This window comes from Streptacidiphilus sp. EB129, assembly GCF_041262645.1.
GTDB lineage: Bacteria > Actinomycetota > Actinomycetes > Streptomycetales > Streptomycetaceae > Streptacidiphilus.
This window is the reverse complement of sequence record NZ_JBGCCS010000029.1, coordinates 81620-96643: the sequence shown is the minus strand read 5'-3', so window position 1 is coordinate 96643 and position 15024 is coordinate 81620. Positions and strand designations below refer to the sequence as shown.

At 71.1% G+C, this 15024-nt stretch carries 15 protein-coding genes; 11 read left to right on the top strand and 4 right to left on the bottom strand.

The features are described 5' to 3' along the window. The first annotated feature begins 201 nt into the window (after positions 1-201). The 6 genes from ABH925_RS28540 to ABH925_RS28515 all read left to right on the top strand — a co-directional run bounded on the left by ABH925_RS28540 (position 202) and on the right by ABH925_RS28515 (position 5196). A complete protein-coding gene (locus ABH925_RS28540; protein ID WP_370152370.1) occupies positions 202-930 on the top strand; it encodes an MgtC/SapB family protein in 729 nt (242 codons plus the stop codon). 174 nt (positions 931-1104) lie between these two features. Next, the gene (locus tag ABH925_RS28535; protein WP_370152368.1) at positions 1105-1776 is read left to right on the top strand and encodes a hypothetical protein; all 672 of its coding nucleotides are present in this window, start codon (positions 1105-1107) and stop codon (positions 1774-1776) included. A gap of 118 nt (positions 1777-1894) precedes the next feature. Next, a complete protein-coding gene (locus ABH925_RS28530) occupies positions 1895-2737 on the top strand; it encodes a thioredoxin domain-containing protein (protein ID WP_370152365.1) in 843 nt (280 codons plus the stop codon). A 28-nt stretch (positions 2738-2765) separates the two neighbouring features. Continuing rightward, positions 2766-3419 (top strand): vitamin K epoxide reductase family protein, encoded by a 654-nt coding sequence (locus ABH925_RS28525; protein WP_370152363.1) that lies wholly within the window; start codon positions 2766-2768, stop codon positions 3417-3419. Between the two features lie 357 nt (positions 3420-3776). Further along, positions 3777-4037 (top strand): hypothetical protein, encoded by a 261-nt coding sequence (locus tag ABH925_RS28520; protein ID WP_370152386.1) that lies wholly within the window; start codon positions 3777-3779, stop codon positions 4035-4037. 202 nt (positions 4038-4239) lie between these two features. Continuing rightward, positions 4240-5196, top strand: coding sequence for a hypothetical protein (locus ABH925_RS28515; RefSeq protein WP_370152360.1), 957 nt, complete (start codon positions 4240-4242; stop codon positions 5194-5196). Positions 5197-5282: 86 nt separating this feature from the next. Here the strand turns inward: ABH925_RS28515 and ABH925_RS28510 are convergent, their stop codons facing one another. Continuing rightward, entirely contained in the window at positions 5283-5882 is a 600-nt protein-coding gene (locus ABH925_RS28510; protein ID WP_370152356.1) for a 2'-5' RNA ligase family protein, read from the bottom strand. 10 nt (positions 5883-5892) lie between these two features. After that, positions 5893-7386 (bottom strand): helix-turn-helix transcriptional regulator, encoded by a 1494-nt coding sequence (locus tag ABH925_RS28505; RefSeq protein ID WP_370152353.1) that lies wholly within the window; start codon positions 7384-7386, stop codon positions 5893-5895. A 250-nt stretch (positions 7387-7636) separates the two neighbouring features. Here ABH925_RS28505 and ABH925_RS28500 point away from each other — a divergent pair, with 250 nt between their 5' ends. Next, positions 7637-7876, top strand: a complete 240-nt coding sequence (locus ABH925_RS28500; RefSeq protein WP_370152351.1) for a hypothetical protein — start codon at positions 7637-7639, stop codon at positions 7874-7876. Continuing rightward, the gene (locus tag ABH925_RS28495; RefSeq protein WP_370152349.1) at positions 7873-8058 is read left to right on the top strand and encodes a hypothetical protein; all 186 of its coding nucleotides are present in this window, start codon (positions 7873-7875) and stop codon (positions 8056-8058) included. Before ABH925_RS28500 ends, ABH925_RS28495 begins: the two co-directional genes overlap by 4 nt. Before the next feature lie 278 nt (positions 8059-8336). Here ABH925_RS28495 and ABH925_RS28490 read toward each other — a convergent pair whose 3' ends face one another. Beyond that, the gene (locus tag ABH925_RS28490; protein WP_370152346.1) at positions 8337-9611 is read right to left on the bottom strand and encodes a glycosyltransferase; all 1275 of its coding nucleotides are present in this window, start codon (positions 9609-9611) and stop codon (positions 8337-8339) included. 373 nt (positions 9612-9984) lie between these two features. Between ABH925_RS28490 and ABH925_RS28485 the strand changes: the two genes are divergently transcribed. From ABH925_RS28485 to ABH925_RS28475, 3 genes are all read left to right on the top strand, one after another. After that, complete coding sequence (locus ABH925_RS28485; RefSeq protein WP_370152344.1) at positions 9985-11421, top strand: APC family permease; 1437 nt, start codon at positions 9985-9987, stop codon at positions 11419-11421. 112 nt (positions 11422-11533) lie between these two features. Continuing rightward, the gene (locus ABH925_RS28480) at positions 11534-13231 is read left to right on the top strand and encodes an FAD-dependent oxidoreductase (protein WP_370152341.1); all 1698 of its coding nucleotides are present in this window, start codon (positions 11534-11536) and stop codon (positions 13229-13231) included. Between the two features lie 222 nt (positions 13232-13453). Further along, positions 13454-13954, top strand: a complete 501-nt coding sequence (locus ABH925_RS28475; protein ID WP_370152338.1) for a hypothetical protein — start codon at positions 13454-13456, stop codon at positions 13952-13954. Between the two features lie 144 nt (positions 13955-14098). Here ABH925_RS28475 and ABH925_RS28470 read toward each other — a convergent pair whose 3' ends face one another. Then, entirely contained in the window at positions 14099-15016 is a 918-nt protein-coding gene (locus ABH925_RS28470; protein ID WP_370152335.1) for a glutaminase, read from the bottom strand. Positions 15017-15024 lie beyond the last annotated feature (8 nt).

Sequence of the window (15024 nt, the reverse complement as noted above, 5' to 3'; positions counted from 1 at the left end):
CCCCACTGGAGACCCTCACCAAGCCCGTCATGGCCACCGGCCGCAAGATCGGCATGAGCGCCCTGCGCGGCTACCTGTTCATCGCCATGATCCTGATCATCATCAAGATCGTCCAGGTCGCCCTCGGACACTGACTGTTTCTCCTCGGGGTCGGGCGCGCCCCGCCCCCGAGGAGACACCCGCATATGAGAAGGTGCCGCCGTGCACACCCTGAGCACTCTCGACTTCCTGATCCGGCTGGCCACCGGCGTCGGCTGCGGCGCCCTCATCGGCGTCGAACGCCAGTGGCGCGCCCGGATGGCCGGCCTGCGCACCAACGCCCTCGTCGCAGCCGGCGCCACCCTCTTCGTCCTCTACAGCGCGGCCGCCGGCGACCTCGGCAGCCCCACCCGCGTCGCCTCCTACGTCGTCTCCGGCATCGGCTTCCTCGGCGGCGGCGTGATCCTGCGCGACGGCGCCTCGGTCCGCGGCCTCAACACCGCCGCCACCCTGTGGTGTTCCGCCGCCGTGGGCGTCATGGCAGCCTCCGGGCACCTCGCCTTCGCCTGGATCGGCACCGTCACCGTCCTGGCCATCCACCTGACCCTGCGCCCCGCCGGACGCCTGATCGACCGCGTGCCCCAGGACGACCCCGACGTCGAGGGCGTGCGCGCCAGCATCCACCTCCTGTGCGACCGCCGCGCCGAACCCCACATCCGCGCCCTGCTGCTGCAGTCCCTCGGCGGGAGCGGACTCACCCCCACCGGGCTGCGGGCTCGCAGGGAAGGCCAGGACACCACCAACGTCAAAGCCACCGTCGCCGTCTCCGGCGACCCGGCCCACGCCCTGGAACAGCTCATCACCCGGCTGTCACTCGAACCGGGCATCCGCGACCTGCACTGGCACCTCGACGAGGGCGACGGCGAGACCGAACGCGAAGCCATGGCCTGAACGCCGCCCCCGGAGCGCGCACGGCCCAAGTCCCCCTGCATCGCAGGCCCACTGGTCGGCGCGCGGCCACCTCGGCGTTGATCGTGGCATCCCCGGCAGGAGCTCGACAAACTCACGGGCGGCTGCCGACAGAGGGCCTGTCCGGTCGCGGTGTGGCCTGGCATACTCCGTTTGATGGACGGATACGGTCTTCGGAGCGTGCGCGCGGTGGTGTTCGCCGCGCTGTCCGTCCTGCTGTCCGCCGGGGCCCGGCTGGTGGTGACGGGGCAGCCGCTGCCCCTCGACCTCGTGTTGATCGGATTCGCCGGCAGCCTGGGTGCGGCGATGCTGCTGATCGCCGCCGAGCGCGGCTTCTGGTGCATCGCGGCCGTACTGGTCCCGCTCCAGATGGGCCTGAACGCCCTGTTCAACGCCGGCCAGCAGAGCTGCCCGCCCGGCACGGGCACCGGCGGCGCGGTCACCGGTTGGCCCGGGATGCTGGCCTGCGGCGGCGGCTCGATCCGCCCCGGACTGCTCGGCATCGCCACCCAGGCCCCGCGCGTGCTGGTCTCGGTGACCGGCCGCGAGGTCCTGCTGCTGCTCCTGCTGCACCTGCTCCTCGCCCTGGCCACCGCATGGTGGCTGCGCCGTGGCGAGGCCGCCCTGTTCACCGTGCTGCGCAGCCTCGCCGTGGCCGCCTGGCCAACCATCGCCGCCCTGCTGGTCTGGCTCACCACACCGCAGACGCTCCCCCAGACCCCCTGCTGGCTGCTTCCGCCGACCGACAAGCCGCACCACGGCCCGCAGGACGCGCTGCTCAGCGCCGCCTCGCGCCGCGGACCACCGGTTCTCGCCCCGGCCTGCTGAGCAGCATCCCTTAACCTCCTTGCCTCCCCTCGCGCGCTGCGCGGGGGCGGCGCTGCTGGTGCTGCGCAGGCCCATGCCCTCACCTCCCCCTTGTCTTTTTCTGTCTGTGAGGACGGCCATGAGCGTGAACCACGAACCCACCCAGCACCCCCGGGCACACTCCTCGAAGAAGCCCACCAAGCAGCAGGCCCGTCAGTCGGCCCGCGAACGGCTCCAGCAGGAGCGCGCCCACCACCGTCAGGCCGAGGCGCGCCGCCGCCGGATCGCGATTGGAGCGGCGATCACCGCCGTCGTCCTGGTCGGTGCCGGCATAGCCGTCGCCGTCGGCACCGGTACCGGCAGCACCGGCGCGAGCGGCCCACTGGTCGTCCCCGCCCACTCCAGCGGTACCGACGGCACGGTGATCGTGTACGGGAACCCGAACGCCAAGCACACCCTGGACGTGTGGGAGGACTTCCGCTGTCCGATCTGCGACAAGCTGGAGAAGACCGACGGCTCCACCATCCAGCAGCTCGCCGACAACGGCACGTACAAGATCCAGTACCACCTTGCCACGTTCCTGGACGACAACCTCGGCGGCAGCGGCTCGATGGACGCCCTGCAGGTCGCCGGTGCCGCCCTGAACGAGAGCACCGCCCAGTTCAAGGCGTTCCACGACGTGCTCTACGCCAACCAGCCCGACGAGCAGACCGACGGCTTCGGGAACCTGAACACCCTGCTCGACCTCGCCCGGAAGGTCCCGGGTCTGGTGACGCCCCAGTTCACCAAGGCCGTGCAGGACCGCGTCTACGCGCCCTGGGCGGCGAAGGTGTCGGCCGCGTTCAACACCAGCGGGGTCACCGGCACCCCCACCCTCAAGCTGGACGGCAAGCAGCTGACCGTCTTCGACAACAGCGGTAACCCGGTCACCCCGGCCCAGTACACCGCGCTGGTCCAGCAGACCACCGCGACCACCAAGTAGCCCCGGAACCCGGACTGGAGAGCTCGTGATGACTGCTGCAACCACCCCGGTTCCCGCCCCCGCCGCACCGAACGCACCCGAACGGGAGGACATGGTGTCCGCGAGCCGGGCCCTGGCCTGGCTCTACCTGCTGGCCGGCGCGGTGGGGCTGGCCGCCTCGATCACGCTGACCCTGGAGAAGATCCGGCTGCTGGAGAACCCCGCGTACGTTCCCAGCTGCAACATCAACCCGATCATCAGCTGCGGCTCGGTAATGCGCACCGCGCAGGCGTCCGCGTTCGGCTTCCCCAACTCCCTGATCGGCATCGCCGGCTTCGCGGTGGTACTCAGCATCGGGGCGGCGATGCTGGCCGGGGCGCGCTTCCGGCCCTGGTTCTGGCTCGGGCTGCAGGCCGGGACGCTGTTCGGGATCGGCTTCGTGACCTGGCTCATCTTCCAGACGCTCTACCGCATCGGCGCGGTCTGCCCCTACTGCATGGTCGTGTGGGCCGTAACGATCCCGCTGTTCTGGTACACCGCCGTGCACACCACCCGCCGGGGCGTGATCCCGCTCCCGGCGTCCTGGCAGCCCGGGGTAAGTACGGTCGCGCGCTGGCACTGGGTGGTGCCCGCGGCCTGGTACCTGGTGATCGCGCTGCTGATCCTCAACCGCTTCTGGTACTACTGGCAGACCTTGCTCTGACCTGCGAAACGCTACTTCTGGTTCGGTACCAGCCCGCCGCTTCCACCTGGGCCGCAACCACCGCCACAGCGAGAGGCTTGACGAGAAGCACGTGCTCGGCTGGGTTGAGGGACAGCATGCCTGCGGCCATGCGCGGGCGGGCGAGTCATCCATGAGTGGGACCTACTGCCCCTGCAGCCGCTCGTAGGTCGGCTCACTGCCGAGGAGGTCGAGCTCCGGGTGCAGGAGCACTCCGGTCTCGCGCTGGACCTGAGTGGCGATCACCTCGGCGGCGCGGGCAAACGCGCCGGCAGTGGCTGCCCCCTCGGCGACCAGGGTGTACTGCTTGCTGGAGAGGCGGATTCCTGGCGCGAGGTGCTGTCCGAGAGCGTGACCCGGCTGGCGACCTTCTGCGGCAACTGCAAATGCGGCTGCCCCGAGTTGTTCGTGGACCCGGCCGCGCCCGCCGAGAAGCGGATCCGGATCACCGACGACTTCGGCCAGCAGATCCAGATGAGCGCGGACCAGTTCCAGGACTTGCTGACCCAGGCCAAGGCCGGAGCGCTGGACCTGGCGGGCACCCCGGTGGGCTGGACCCGCGCGGGCGCGCCCCAGGTGGCTCGCTGGTCTTCGCCCTGATCCCCTCTCGATCCCGCCTGGGGGATCCCTCGCCGGGCCGGCGCAGTTGGGTCATCGGGGCGTGGCCTGCTGTCGCTGCGGGTCAGTGGCGGAAGGCGACTGGGTCGCGGGGCCCATCGGCAGCCATGGGGCGCCGCTGGTGATCAACTTCGTGATAGCTTCCATCCGGCCCGGCGGGGGCCACGGGGGATGGGGGCTTCGCATGGCCGGAATCTGGACCTGGACCAGGCTGAGCGGGTGGCTGACCGTGCTCAGCGCGCTCACCACCGCGCTGTGGGAGCTGGCGGGGATCGTCCCCGAGTGGGTGGACCTCGGCCGGACCGAGCCCGACATACCGACGACTCACGCGCTGCTGCCCGCCACCGTGACCGCGGGCTGCGCGCTGGTCTGGGTCACCGCATCACTGGCCACCCGGCGCAGAGACCGGCAGGCCCCGGGCCGCGACGACAACCGGCTGCTCGGAGCGGTCCTGGGCCTGACACTGGCTCTGGGCGGCATAGCCGCGCTTGCTCCGGCCTTCGAGCCGCACGGTGACAACGGCCGCCTGACCACGCAGATCTACCAGGCCGGCGGCGGCACACACACGGTGACGGTGGCACAGGTACTCAGCCCGCCCAAGGACACCGACACGGTCGTCAACCACCAGCGCATCTACACCGCGGACATCGTGGTCGACGTCCCCTTCACCGGTCACAGCCGGGCGCTTGCCGTGAGGGACGTCGCGGTCAGCGGACCCCTGCTGTCCAAGGGCGACCAGGTCGCGGTCCTGTACGCACCGACCCGACCGGACCTCGGCGCCCGGGCAACCGGGCTGGGCGACTTCCTCGGCGGATTCTTCGCCTTCGGCATGATGATCTTCGCTGTGGGCCCCTGCCTCGCCCTCACCTTCGGAGGCACGGAGAGTGACCAGCCCATCGCGGCGCTGCGTCGCTTCCAGCCCGGGCTCCACCTGCCGGTGATGGCATTGCTGTGCCTCGCCGCCGGCCTGGACGCAGTGGTGGTCTACACGTTCCCCTCCACCCTGCCCGGCTGGCTACTGCCGATCACCGCGGCCGCCCTGCTCGGTCTCGCAGGCCTCTGGGCACTCCGGTGCGCCTCAGACCTCGACGCCGCAGCCCCCGCACCGGCCGACGCCGTACCCGCGAGCGCACCGAACTGACGAGGGGACGGCTCCATCACCGTCCCCCTGTGCCAAGGGGGCTGCCGGCGCCCGGTTCGCAGGCGGGGCCGCGTTGGCCTGGAGCATCAGCCGAGAGGCACGGAAGCGACGGTCTCCCACTCGTACATCCGGTTGTCCCGGCCCATGAGGATCAGCTCCGCGCTCGCGATCCGCGCGGCCGTCGGCGCTGACGGGGCAGCATTCACCGCCTCGACGACCGGGCCGATCGGCCCCGCCCCGCAGCTGTAGGCGATGGAGACGTGCGGCCCGAACCCGTCTCGCGCCTCCGGCACCTCCGCCCACACCTCCCCGATTGCCGTGCGGATCGCGTCCCGCACGGCAGCTACAGGCTCGCCGGGCTCGGCTTCCCAGCGGATCGCCTCCGGCGTCACCGCCGGCCGGTCGATCGTCACCTCGAACGCGGGCACCAGCGACAGGCGGGCGCGGGCGATCTCAACGATCGCGTCCAGCTCCTCGGGCTTCACCTCGTCGACGAACCCGAGGCCCTGCATCGTCAGGTGCAGCCACCGGTCCGGGATTAGATCAAGGTCCGGTAGCCGCCCCAGGTAGCCGCGCCAGTCCGCAGCGAGACGGTGCACCTGGTCCTGTCCGTCGAACGTCAGGTGCCACGTCAGGAACCGGCGCCCCGGCGACCAGCCCGGACGCCACCACCAGTGATCAGCCATGCTCTGAGGGTCAGTCATGACCTGTGATCCAAGCAGGCCCCGCCGGGCTTGGCGAGAGGGCAATCCTGGGCGCCGACTCCCGGCAGTACACCTCCACCGCACCTTGGATCTCCAGGGCCGGACCACTGCCCGCATACGACCCCTGCGCGACCCGGGCCGCGAACTGCTCCAACCGGCACGTCACCGTGTCCAGCCGCTGCTCCGGGCGCAACCCCAGGACGGGCAGCAGTGCTTCGAACGCCCCGTCGGCCTCCCCGGTCACCAGCAGCGCGGTTGCCCGCACCAGGTGCAGTTGCGCCTCGGTCCCGACCGCGCGCACCGACTGCTGGGCAAGCAGCCCGAGCGCCCCGTCAGCCTCGACGAGCGCCTCATGCGGCTGGCCGGCGCGCAGGTGCACCGCGGAGGAGTAGTTGGCGTGCCGGACCGCCCCGCAGGAGAAGATCCCGCCGATCTCGTCCGTCCCGGCCATCTTCTCCCGCGCGGTCTCGGCGCGGGTCAGGGCGACCCCGGCCTCGTCGGTCGCACCGAGCTCCGCCCATGCGTCGGCTTCCTGGCAGGACAGCAGGATCCCGGCGGTCCCGGGCACGGTGAAGGTGGCGCCGCGTCGGGCGTGGTTGATCGCGTCGCGGTACCGCCTGTCCCAAAAGGCGATCTTCGACCGGGTCGAGAGGACCCACGCCCGCAGGCCGTCGTGCCCCGCCAGTTCGGCGCACAGCCACGCCGTGCGCCCCTGGGTGTCCGCGGCATGCAGCTGCCCCAGGTCCGAGCTCGCCCACGCCAGCAGTCCGCACAGGTAGCCGGCGGCGACGTACAGGTTGGTCGTCTGCCGCGGCGGCTGGTGCCCTTCCAGGAGCGTGAACACCCGGTCCCGCAGCCGCCTGGTGCGCATGAACAGCGTCATCGGGTCCTGGATGAGGTAGTCCCCCGCCAAGGCCCGGACGTCGGCGAGGAACTGCTCCAGGGCGATGTCCCCGACGTTGCTGCCTTCGGCCCACTGCGCCCAGCTTGCGGACTGGTCAGCGGTGAGCAGGACCAGTTCCGGGCCTGCCGGTTCCGGCGTCCGGCCCGGCTGGGGGGACGGCGCGCGGTCCGGTGTCTGCGGCGGGGTGGTGCCGCGCAGGACGCGCAGGTCCGTGTCCGGGAGGTGACGCCGGTCCTCCAGGTCGAGGAGGTCTTCGACGACGCAGCCGTACACCTCCGCGAGCAGCGCGATCACCGCGAGGCTCGGGCGCCGAGACGCCGGCGCAGGCCACTTCTCCCATTTCCCGAGCTGGCTGGCGTCGATCAGTGCCGCCAGGGCGGAGCCGTTGGAGGCGTCGTTGATCCGGTCGGCGGCCTGCTGCAGGGACCATCCGTGTGCCTGCCGCCATGCCTCGCGCGGGCGCAGGCCCCAGCGGGCGCGCATCTCGGCGACGATCGCGTTCCGGGTGGCCCCGGCGGTCAGCATCTCCGTGCGCAGGGCGTCGCGGTCGGCTTTGGAGCCAGGCTTCGGGCGTGCGGGCATGGCGTTCTCCGCGAGGGCAGGGAGGTCGCTGGTCGTGTGTTCAACGTAGACCCGCCGTGACGGCCAGTGAGGGTGGACGGCCGGTTCCCGAGTGGTTCCGAGTCCAGGATGACTGCCCGGAACGCGCCGTGACTGCTGGTCAGGGAGGTGGACAGAGGTCCGGGAAACCTGGACTCCAGTGCCCATGACCGGAAGTGGTGGTGCACGGAACCGTAGAGGCAGACGAAACGGACACCTGACGCACCTGGGGATGGCCATGAGCGCGCTGCTACCCGAACCGCTGACCGAGCCGGAAGTGACCGGCAGGCCGCGGCTCTCACCGACCCAGGACTTCCGGGTGCGCGTCGCCCGCAACGACCTTGAGCAGGCCGGTCAGCTCGACGTGGGTGGCACGCCACCGGCCGATCTGGTCCTGATGGTGGGGGCGCTCACCAGCAGCTTGTACAACGTTCTGCAGTTGGTCGCCGACCTGGCGGAGGTGACTGAATGAGCACTCCCACCACTCCGCGTCCGGCCCGCATGTGCGACTTCTGCCAGCTGCCGGCCTCCGGGATCACGGTCCGCGCTGACGTCAGCGACCCGACGTCCAGGCGTGTCGCGATCAACCATGAGAACTGCTTCCGCGAGTACATCACCAGCCTGCCCATCGTCCTCGTCGAGCCGGCGCCATGACCGAGCACCCCGACGACACGGTGTCCCTCGACTTACTGCGGTGGGAGTCGGGTTGGATGCGCCCGTACTGCGACCAGTGCGATCAGCAGGCCGCGACGATCCCCGTCGGGCATGTGGAGGCGGCGTCCGACCCTGGCTACGAGCTCAGGTACTGCCGTGCGTGCGTCGGGGAACTCGCCCGCTCCGAGTGGATCATCGAGAACAGGCTTCCCTTCATCCGCGACACCGCGTTCCGCGAAGACTGTGTTAGGCGAAATCTGGACGGTAGGGCTCGACTGTCACCTGGCCTCGCGGGGGGCGGAAGCCCCCTGGGCGAACCGCTCAAGGCGCGCGTGGACCGCGGCCGCGCCGTTCTCGGCGCGGATGCGGGCGCCGAGCCGCTGCGCGCGGTCGCGGTAGCCGGCGACGCGGGAGGCCTGGATCAGGGCCGACGCGAGGGCGTCGACGCCGAGGCGGCGCAGCGGGACGGCGCCGGGGGCAACGCCGAGCGCGGTCAGGCGGTTGGCCCAGAACGCCGCGTCGAACTGGACCGGGAGGGGCACCGAGGGGACGCCGGCGCGCAGTGCCGCGGCTGTGGTCCCCGCACCGGCGTGGTGGACGACGGCTGCCGCGTGCGGGAAGACCAGGGCGTGCGGGACCTCGTCGACGGTGAGCATGTCGTCGCCCTCGGCGTGCAGTCCGGCCCAGCCGCGCTGGATCAGCCCGCGCAGACCCGCCGCGCGCAACGCGGCCACCACGACGGCGCTGGTGCGTTCGGGGTCGGGGACGGTGGCACTGCCCAGGCCGACGAAGACCGGCGGCGGCCCAGCGGCGAGGAAGTCCCGCAGTGGGGTGGGCAGTTGCTCCTGCAGCGGGTCGTGGGGCCACCAGTATCCGCAGACCTCCAGTCCCGGCCGCCAGTCCCGGGGGCGCGGTACCACCAGCGGGCTGAACCCGTGCAGGATCGGCCACTCGTGCCGTTCGCGCGCGTGCCGCGTGGCCCGCACCCCGCCCCGCGGTAGTCCCAGGCGGGTGCGCAGCGTGCGGGCCGCCTCGACGAAGATGGCGTCCAGCGCCGCGTTGACCATCCGGCCGCTGATCCGGTTCCCGGTCCGCCCCCAGGACCGGGTGCCGGCCACAGGTGCGGCGAACTCGCCGGTGGGAGCCAGGGGTTGGAGGTAGACACCGAGAGTGTGCAGGCCCAGTCCCTCGGCCAGGACGTGCCCCAGCGGCGCGAGCACCGCGGACAGCAGCAGCACGTCCGCGCGCCGCGCCGGCTCCACCAGCGCGTCGGCGATGTCCATCACGCCATGCCGGGCGAGCGCGATCATCCGGGCCAGCTTGCCCGCGCCCGTCGCACTGCGGTGCAGTCCACGCCCGGCCGCCGACTCCAGCACCGCACGCGGGTCGACCGGCAGGCCGTGGAACCCCAGGCCCGCGGCGCTCGCCAGCGGCGCGAACCGCTCGTGCGTCACCAGGGTCACCTCGTGTCCCGCCCGGACCAGGGCGTGACCCAGCCCGGTATAGGGGGCGACATCGCCCCGCGAGCCCGCCGTCAGCACCGCCACGCGCATGACGCCAGTATCCCGCGTACGCCGCGCACTCAGTGGGTGGCACGCCGCCCCGCCCGCTGTTTCCCCATCACCGCGCCGCCCGCGCCGCAGGTGGATGTCCTCCGTGAACGGAGCCGGCGGGGCAATCCAGCTGTGGAATGTTACGTGACAGTCCGTCAATCCTTTTACAGCTCTGACTACATCGTGCTCATGCCTGGCCAGTGGCGGGGCAACGCACACTGGGCCGACTCCGCAGGAGCGGAGCACTCCAGCTCACGAGCGTGTCCTCAGGGAGTAGCCATGCCCGCTGTCGAGCAGGTCGGCGCCAGACCGGAGCCCCCCCACCACGCAACGTCTGAAGGCGAACTCGGTCGGACTGACCGGAGTCGTCCTCATGGCGCTGGCAACCGCCGCCCCGATCACCGCGATGACCGGAAACCTGCCCATCATCATCGGTGCGGGCAGCGGCTCGGCGGCTCCGGCCGCGTTCCTCTTCGTGACCGCCGTGCTGACCGTGTTCACCATCGGCTACGTGGCCATGGCCCGTCACATCACCACTGCGGGAGCCTTCTACGGCTACATCTCCCACGGCCTGGGCCGGGTCGCCGGGATGGCGTCCGGGCTGCTCGCCGTCCTGGCCTACGTCGTGTTCGAGGCCTCCATCGTGGGCATCTTCGCCTACTTCGCCCAGGCTGCCTTCACCTCGCAGTTCCACGTCCACTGGCCCTGGCAGGCCTTCGCTCTGGCGATGCTCGCCGTGACCGCGGCGCTCACCTACTTCGACCTGCACGTCGCCTCCCGCGTGCTGAGCGTGTTCCTGGTCGGCGAGGTGCTGATGCTCACGCTGCTCGGCGGGGCGATCCTGGTCCACGGCGGCGGCCCCGACGGACTGGTGCCGCACACTCTGGACCCGCTGAAAGCCTTTGCCGGGCCTTCGGCCGGACTGGGACTGTTCTTCTGCTTCTGGTCCTGGATCGGGTTCGAGTCCACCGCCATGTACGGCGAGGAGTCACGCAACCCCAAGCGAATCATCCCCCGCGCCACCCTGGCCGCAGTGATCGGCCTCGGGGTGCTCTTCATCTTCGTGACCTGGATGACGCTTTCCAGCAACGGCCTGGCCACGGCCTCCGCCACGGCGACCGGCGCCACCCCGCTGGACCTGTTCCTGGTCCCGGCCCAGCACTACCTGGGCCACTGGGCGGTCACCGTCATCGGCTGGCTCATGTGCACCAGCTCCTTCGCCTGCGGCATGGCCTTCCACAACTGCGCCGCACGCTACCTCTACGCGATCGGCCGCGAGGGCTTCATCAGCAAGGCCCTGGGCCGAACCCATCCCCGGCACGGCTCACCGCACATCGCCTCCTTCGTGCAGACGGGCATCGCGCTGGCCATCGTCGTCGGCTTCTGGGTCGAGAACCAGGACCCCTACGCCAGCCTCTACACGCTCACTGCCATCCTGGGCACGCTCGCGCTGCTGATCGTCCAGGCTCTCTGCTCGTTCTCGGTCATCGCCTACTTCCGCAGGAACCATCCCGAGACCCGGCACTGGTTCCGCACCTTCACCGCGCCGCTTCTCGGCGGAGTCGGCATGCTCGCCGCCGTCTACCTGCTGATGACCAACCTCAACACCGCCGCCGGCACGGCCTCCGGCACGCTGTTCTTCAAGCTCATCCCGTGGATAGTCGGCGTCGTGTTCGCGACCGGCCTGGCGCTCGCCCTCTACATGCGCAGCCACGATCCGCAGCGCTACGAACGGATGGGCCGCATCGTCATGGAGGACACCACCGAACGCGAGCCCGACCCGGCCGGCGCGCAGCCGGCCCGCGCCTGACCCACCCCTCCTGCTCTGCCGGTCCTGCTCTGCCGTTCCTGCCCGACCAGTCCCGCCCGTTCAGCCCTGACCTGTTCCCTCGACGCACCGATCCGACCAGGAGGTTCTCTCCATGGCACGCAGCGACGCAGCACGAGCACTCCAGCGCCTGGCCGCCGACCACGCGGCGGCGGGCCGACTGCGACTCCCCGTCGACGAGTACCGCGGCCTGCGCGCGGACGCCGCCGCCGACCCAGGCGGGCTCTCCCGCCGCGTCCTGCTCGCCCGCGCCGCCGCGGTCGGTATCGGCGCGACGGCGCTGACCCTGGGACTGCCGCCGCGCAGAGCACGCGCCGCAACCCCGACCAGGCCCGTCGGCGGTTCGACACCACGGATCGCGATCGTCGGTGCTGGCCTCGCCGGCCTCAACGCCGCGCTGACGCTGGCCGACAGCGGCGTGAGCTCCACGATCTACGAGGCCAACCCCTCGCGGATCGGCGGACGCGTGTACTCGCAGGGCTCCCTGGCCAACCCCGGCTACTGGGCCCAGAACCAGGTCTCCGAGTACGGCGCCGAACTGATCGACACCGGACACCACGCAATCCTCGACCTGTGCCAGCGCTTCGGCCTGGGCACCACGCCCGTGCGCCACGTCTACGGCGCCCAGGCGGACCAGATCCTCTGGTTCGACGGCGGCTACTACGCCCGATCCCAGGCCGACCTCGACTTCAAACCCGTCTGGCAGGCCGTCCAGGACGACGTGAACGCCGGAAACGGCTACACCCCCACCTGGAACAGTCACAACGCGGCGAACGTCGTCCTGGACCGGCTCTCGGTCCGCGACTGGATCAACACCCGCGTCCCGGGAGGGTTCGCCAGCAGACTGGGCGCGTTCCTCGACGTCGCCTACAACGTCGAGTACGGCGCGGACACCGTCGACCAGTCCTCCTACGCCCTGCTCTGCCTGCTGGCCTGGCAGGCCAACCCGGGCAGTTTCAACATCTGGGGCGGCTCCGACGAGCGCTACCACATCACGGGCGGCAACGACCAGCTCCCCCACGCCATCGCCGCCGCTCTCCCGGCCGGGACGATCCAGCAGGGGTACACGCTCAACGCCGTCGTCCGCAACAGCGACGGCACCCAGACGCTGACCTTCGCCCTCGACGGCGGCGGAACCAGCACCGTGACCGCCGACCACACGGTCCTCACCGTCCCGCTGCCGATCCTGCAGCAGCACGTCGACCTCAGCGGGGCCGGTCTGGACACCATGCTGCAGGGCGTCCTGACCCACATGACCATGGGCTACTGCACCAAGCTCAACATGCAGTTCACCTCCCGCCCCTGGGCGGGCAACGGCCCCTGGCCCGGAACCTCCAACGGGGAGATGTTCAGCGACCAGCCGTTCCAGCAGGTCTGGGACGTGACCCGCGGTCAGTCGGGCAGCGACGGCATCCTGGTGCAGTACGGCGGCGGAAGCCTCGCCCGCGGCCTCACCCCGCCCAGCGCCTTCACCGACTCCACCTGCGGCTACACGGCGGCGCTCGCCCGCACCCGCCTCGGCCAGGTCGAACACGCCTTCCCCGGCACCACGGCGGCCTGGACCGGCCAGGCCAAGCTCTCCGCCTGGCACCTCAACCCCTACAGCTACGGCGCGTACTCCTGCTGGCCGGTCGGCTACGTCACCAGCTACGCCGGCTACGAGGGCACCGCCCAGGGCAACCTCCACTTCTCCGGCGAGCACACCTCCTACACGTTCCAGGGCTACATGGAGGGCGGAGCCGTCGAAGGGGCCCGGGCGGCCGGCGAAGTACTCACCGCCATCGGCAAGTAGCGACACCCGTACCTACCCCGACCCGTCGTCAGCGGGAGGACGTCCCTCTGGCGTCGGGCCTCCTCCGGCGAACACGGCGGTGGGCCCGCCCTGTTCCCGGGAGCCTCGGCGTGTCCGAGTGGGGAGTTGACAAGGCTTGCACCTCCCCGAACAGACGTTTCAGAGGGGCTAGGATGCCCAAGCCCGGTTACACCGGATGCGGCGGCAGAAGGCGGATGAGCCATGAGGATGATCAGCCCCTTGATGGTGCTCAGCGGGCTCGTCAAGATTGTCAGCGTGTGCGCCGTCATCGTGGCGCTGATCTGCTGGGTGGTCGGCAGCGTCGAGCACGGGAGCCGCTCCGGCCCCGCACAGGCGGCCCAATCCGCTTACCTGGCAGCGAAATCGGACGTCGACAACGGCATCGCCCGGTGCGGCGGTTCCGTCATGTCGGCCCTCGACACGTGCAACATCTCGTCAAACGTGGCCGCGAACTTCCACGAGTCCGCACAGGACATGCTCCAGAGTCAGCGTGACGCCCTGCCAGGGCTCCAGCAGAGGGCCGAAGCCGCTCTCGCCGCCGACGCCGGCGCGAGATCCCTCGCGGCCGAGGGCCGCGACGCGGCGGTCGGGGCGGTGGTGACGGTGGCCCTCCTGATGGCGGCGGCGGACCCGCTGCTGCGCAGGGCCGCCCGCAGGACACAGGCCGGGAAGGGCGTCGCCGCCGTGGCTGACCCCGAATAAGGTCCGCCACGGGTCGAACCTCCGCTTCGTCCGACCTCGTCGTCGGACGGGCTCGGCAGATCCCTGGCGCTTCCCCCTCGGCAGGGCCCCTGCCACCCTGCGGTGCCCGCCTCGGCTGCCGCAAGAACACCGTCCCGGGCACCGTCAGAAGACGGACCAGCCCGTGAGGGTGGTGAAGGCGTCGAGTGCCGCGGTCCCGGCGACGGAGTTGCCGTGCCCGTCCAGCGCCGGCCCCCACGTGCACAGGCTGCAACGGCCCGGGATGACGGCGATGATGCCGCCGCCGACTCCGCTCTTGGCGGGGAGACCGACCCGGTGGGCGAACTCGCCGGCGGAGTCGTAGGTACCGCCGACCAGCATGACGGCGTTGATGCGCTTGGCCTCGCTCCGGGTGAGCAGCCGGGTGGTGTCGGCGCGCAGACCGTGCCGGGCGAGGAAGGCCGCAGCCAGGGCGAGGGTCTGGCAGGTCATGGTGAGCGAACACTGGCGGGTGTAGTGGTGCAGCACGGTCCGCACGGGATTGACGAGGCGCCCGTGGTCGGCGAGCAGGTGGGCGAGGGCGGCGTTGCGGTGGCCGTGGCGGCGTTCCGAGGCAGCGACGTGCCGGTCGAAGTCGATGGTGTGGTCGCCGGTCTCGGCGCGCAGGAAGTCGCGCAGGGTGCCGCTGGCATCGCCGGTCAGGGTCTGCAGGCGGTCGGTGACGACCAGGGCTCCGGCGTTGACGAAGGGGTTGCGCGGAACCCCTTGATCACGCTCCAGCTGCGCGAGGGAGTTGAAGGGGGAGCCGGAGGGTTCCTTGCCGACGCGCTGCCACAGCGCGTCCCCGTCCGCGGCGAGGACGAGTGCGAGGGTGAACACCTTGGAGACGGACTGGATGGAGAACCGGGCCTGCCACTCCCCCACACCCTCGACCCGTCCGCCGTCGGTGATGTCGCAGAGCGCGAAGCCGAAGGCTCCGGGGTCCGCGCGGGCCAGGGCGGGGATGTAGTCGGCGACCTTCCCCGACGAAGCGACCGGCCCGGCGGCCTCGGCCACCTCGGCCAGTACAGTCCGGTAGTCCATACGCCCCC

Bases quoted from the DNA above. Each gene is read 5' to 3' on its own strand.
- ABH925_RS28535 (WP_370152368.1), top strand. From the start codon at position 1,105: ATGGACGGATACGGTCTTCGGAGCGTGCGCGCGGTGGTGTTCGCCGCG.
- ABH925_RS28530 (WP_370152365.1), top strand. From the start codon at position 1,895: ATGAGCGTGAACCACGAACCCACCCAGCACCCCCGGGCACACTCCTCG.
- ABH925_RS28525 (WP_370152363.1), top strand. From the start codon at position 2,766: ATGACTGCTGCAACCACCCCGGTTCCCGCCCCCGCCGCACCGAACGCA.
- ABH925_RS28515 (WP_370152360.1), top strand. From the start codon at position 4,240: ATGGCCGGAATCTGGACCTGGACCAGGCTGAGCGGGTGGCTGACCGTG.
- ABH925_RS28510 (WP_370152356.1), bottom strand. From the start codon at position 5,882: ATGGCTGATCACTGGTGGTGGCGTCCGGGCTGGTCGCCGGGGCGCCGG.
- ABH925_RS28505 (WP_370152353.1), bottom strand. From the start codon at position 7,386: ATGCCCGCACGCCCGAAGCCTGGCTCCAAAGCCGACCGCGACGCCCTG.
- ABH925_RS28500 (WP_370152351.1), top strand. From the start codon at position 7,637: ATGGCCATGAGCGCGCTGCTACCCGAACCGCTGACCGAGCCGGAAGTG.
- ABH925_RS28495 (WP_370152349.1), top strand. From the start codon at position 7,873: ATGAGCACTCCCACCACTCCGCGTCCGGCCCGCATGTGCGACTTCTGC.
- ABH925_RS28490 (WP_370152346.1), bottom strand. From the start codon at position 9,611: ATGCGCGTGGCGGTGCTGACGGCGGGCTCGCGGGGCGATGTCGCCCCC.
- ABH925_RS28485 (WP_370152344.1), top strand. From the start codon at position 9,985: ATGGCGCTGGCAACCGCCGCCCCGATCACCGCGATGACCGGAAACCTG.
- ABH925_RS28480 (WP_370152341.1), top strand. From the start codon at position 11,534: ATGGCACGCAGCGACGCAGCACGAGCACTCCAGCGCCTGGCCGCCGAC.
- ABH925_RS28475 (WP_370152338.1), top strand. From the start codon at position 13,454: ATGAGGATGATCAGCCCCTTGATGGTGCTCAGCGGGCTCGTCAAGATT.
- ABH925_RS28470 (WP_370152335.1), bottom strand. From the start codon at position 15,016: ATGGACTACCGGACTGTACTGGCCGAGGTGGCCGAGGCCGCCGGGCCG.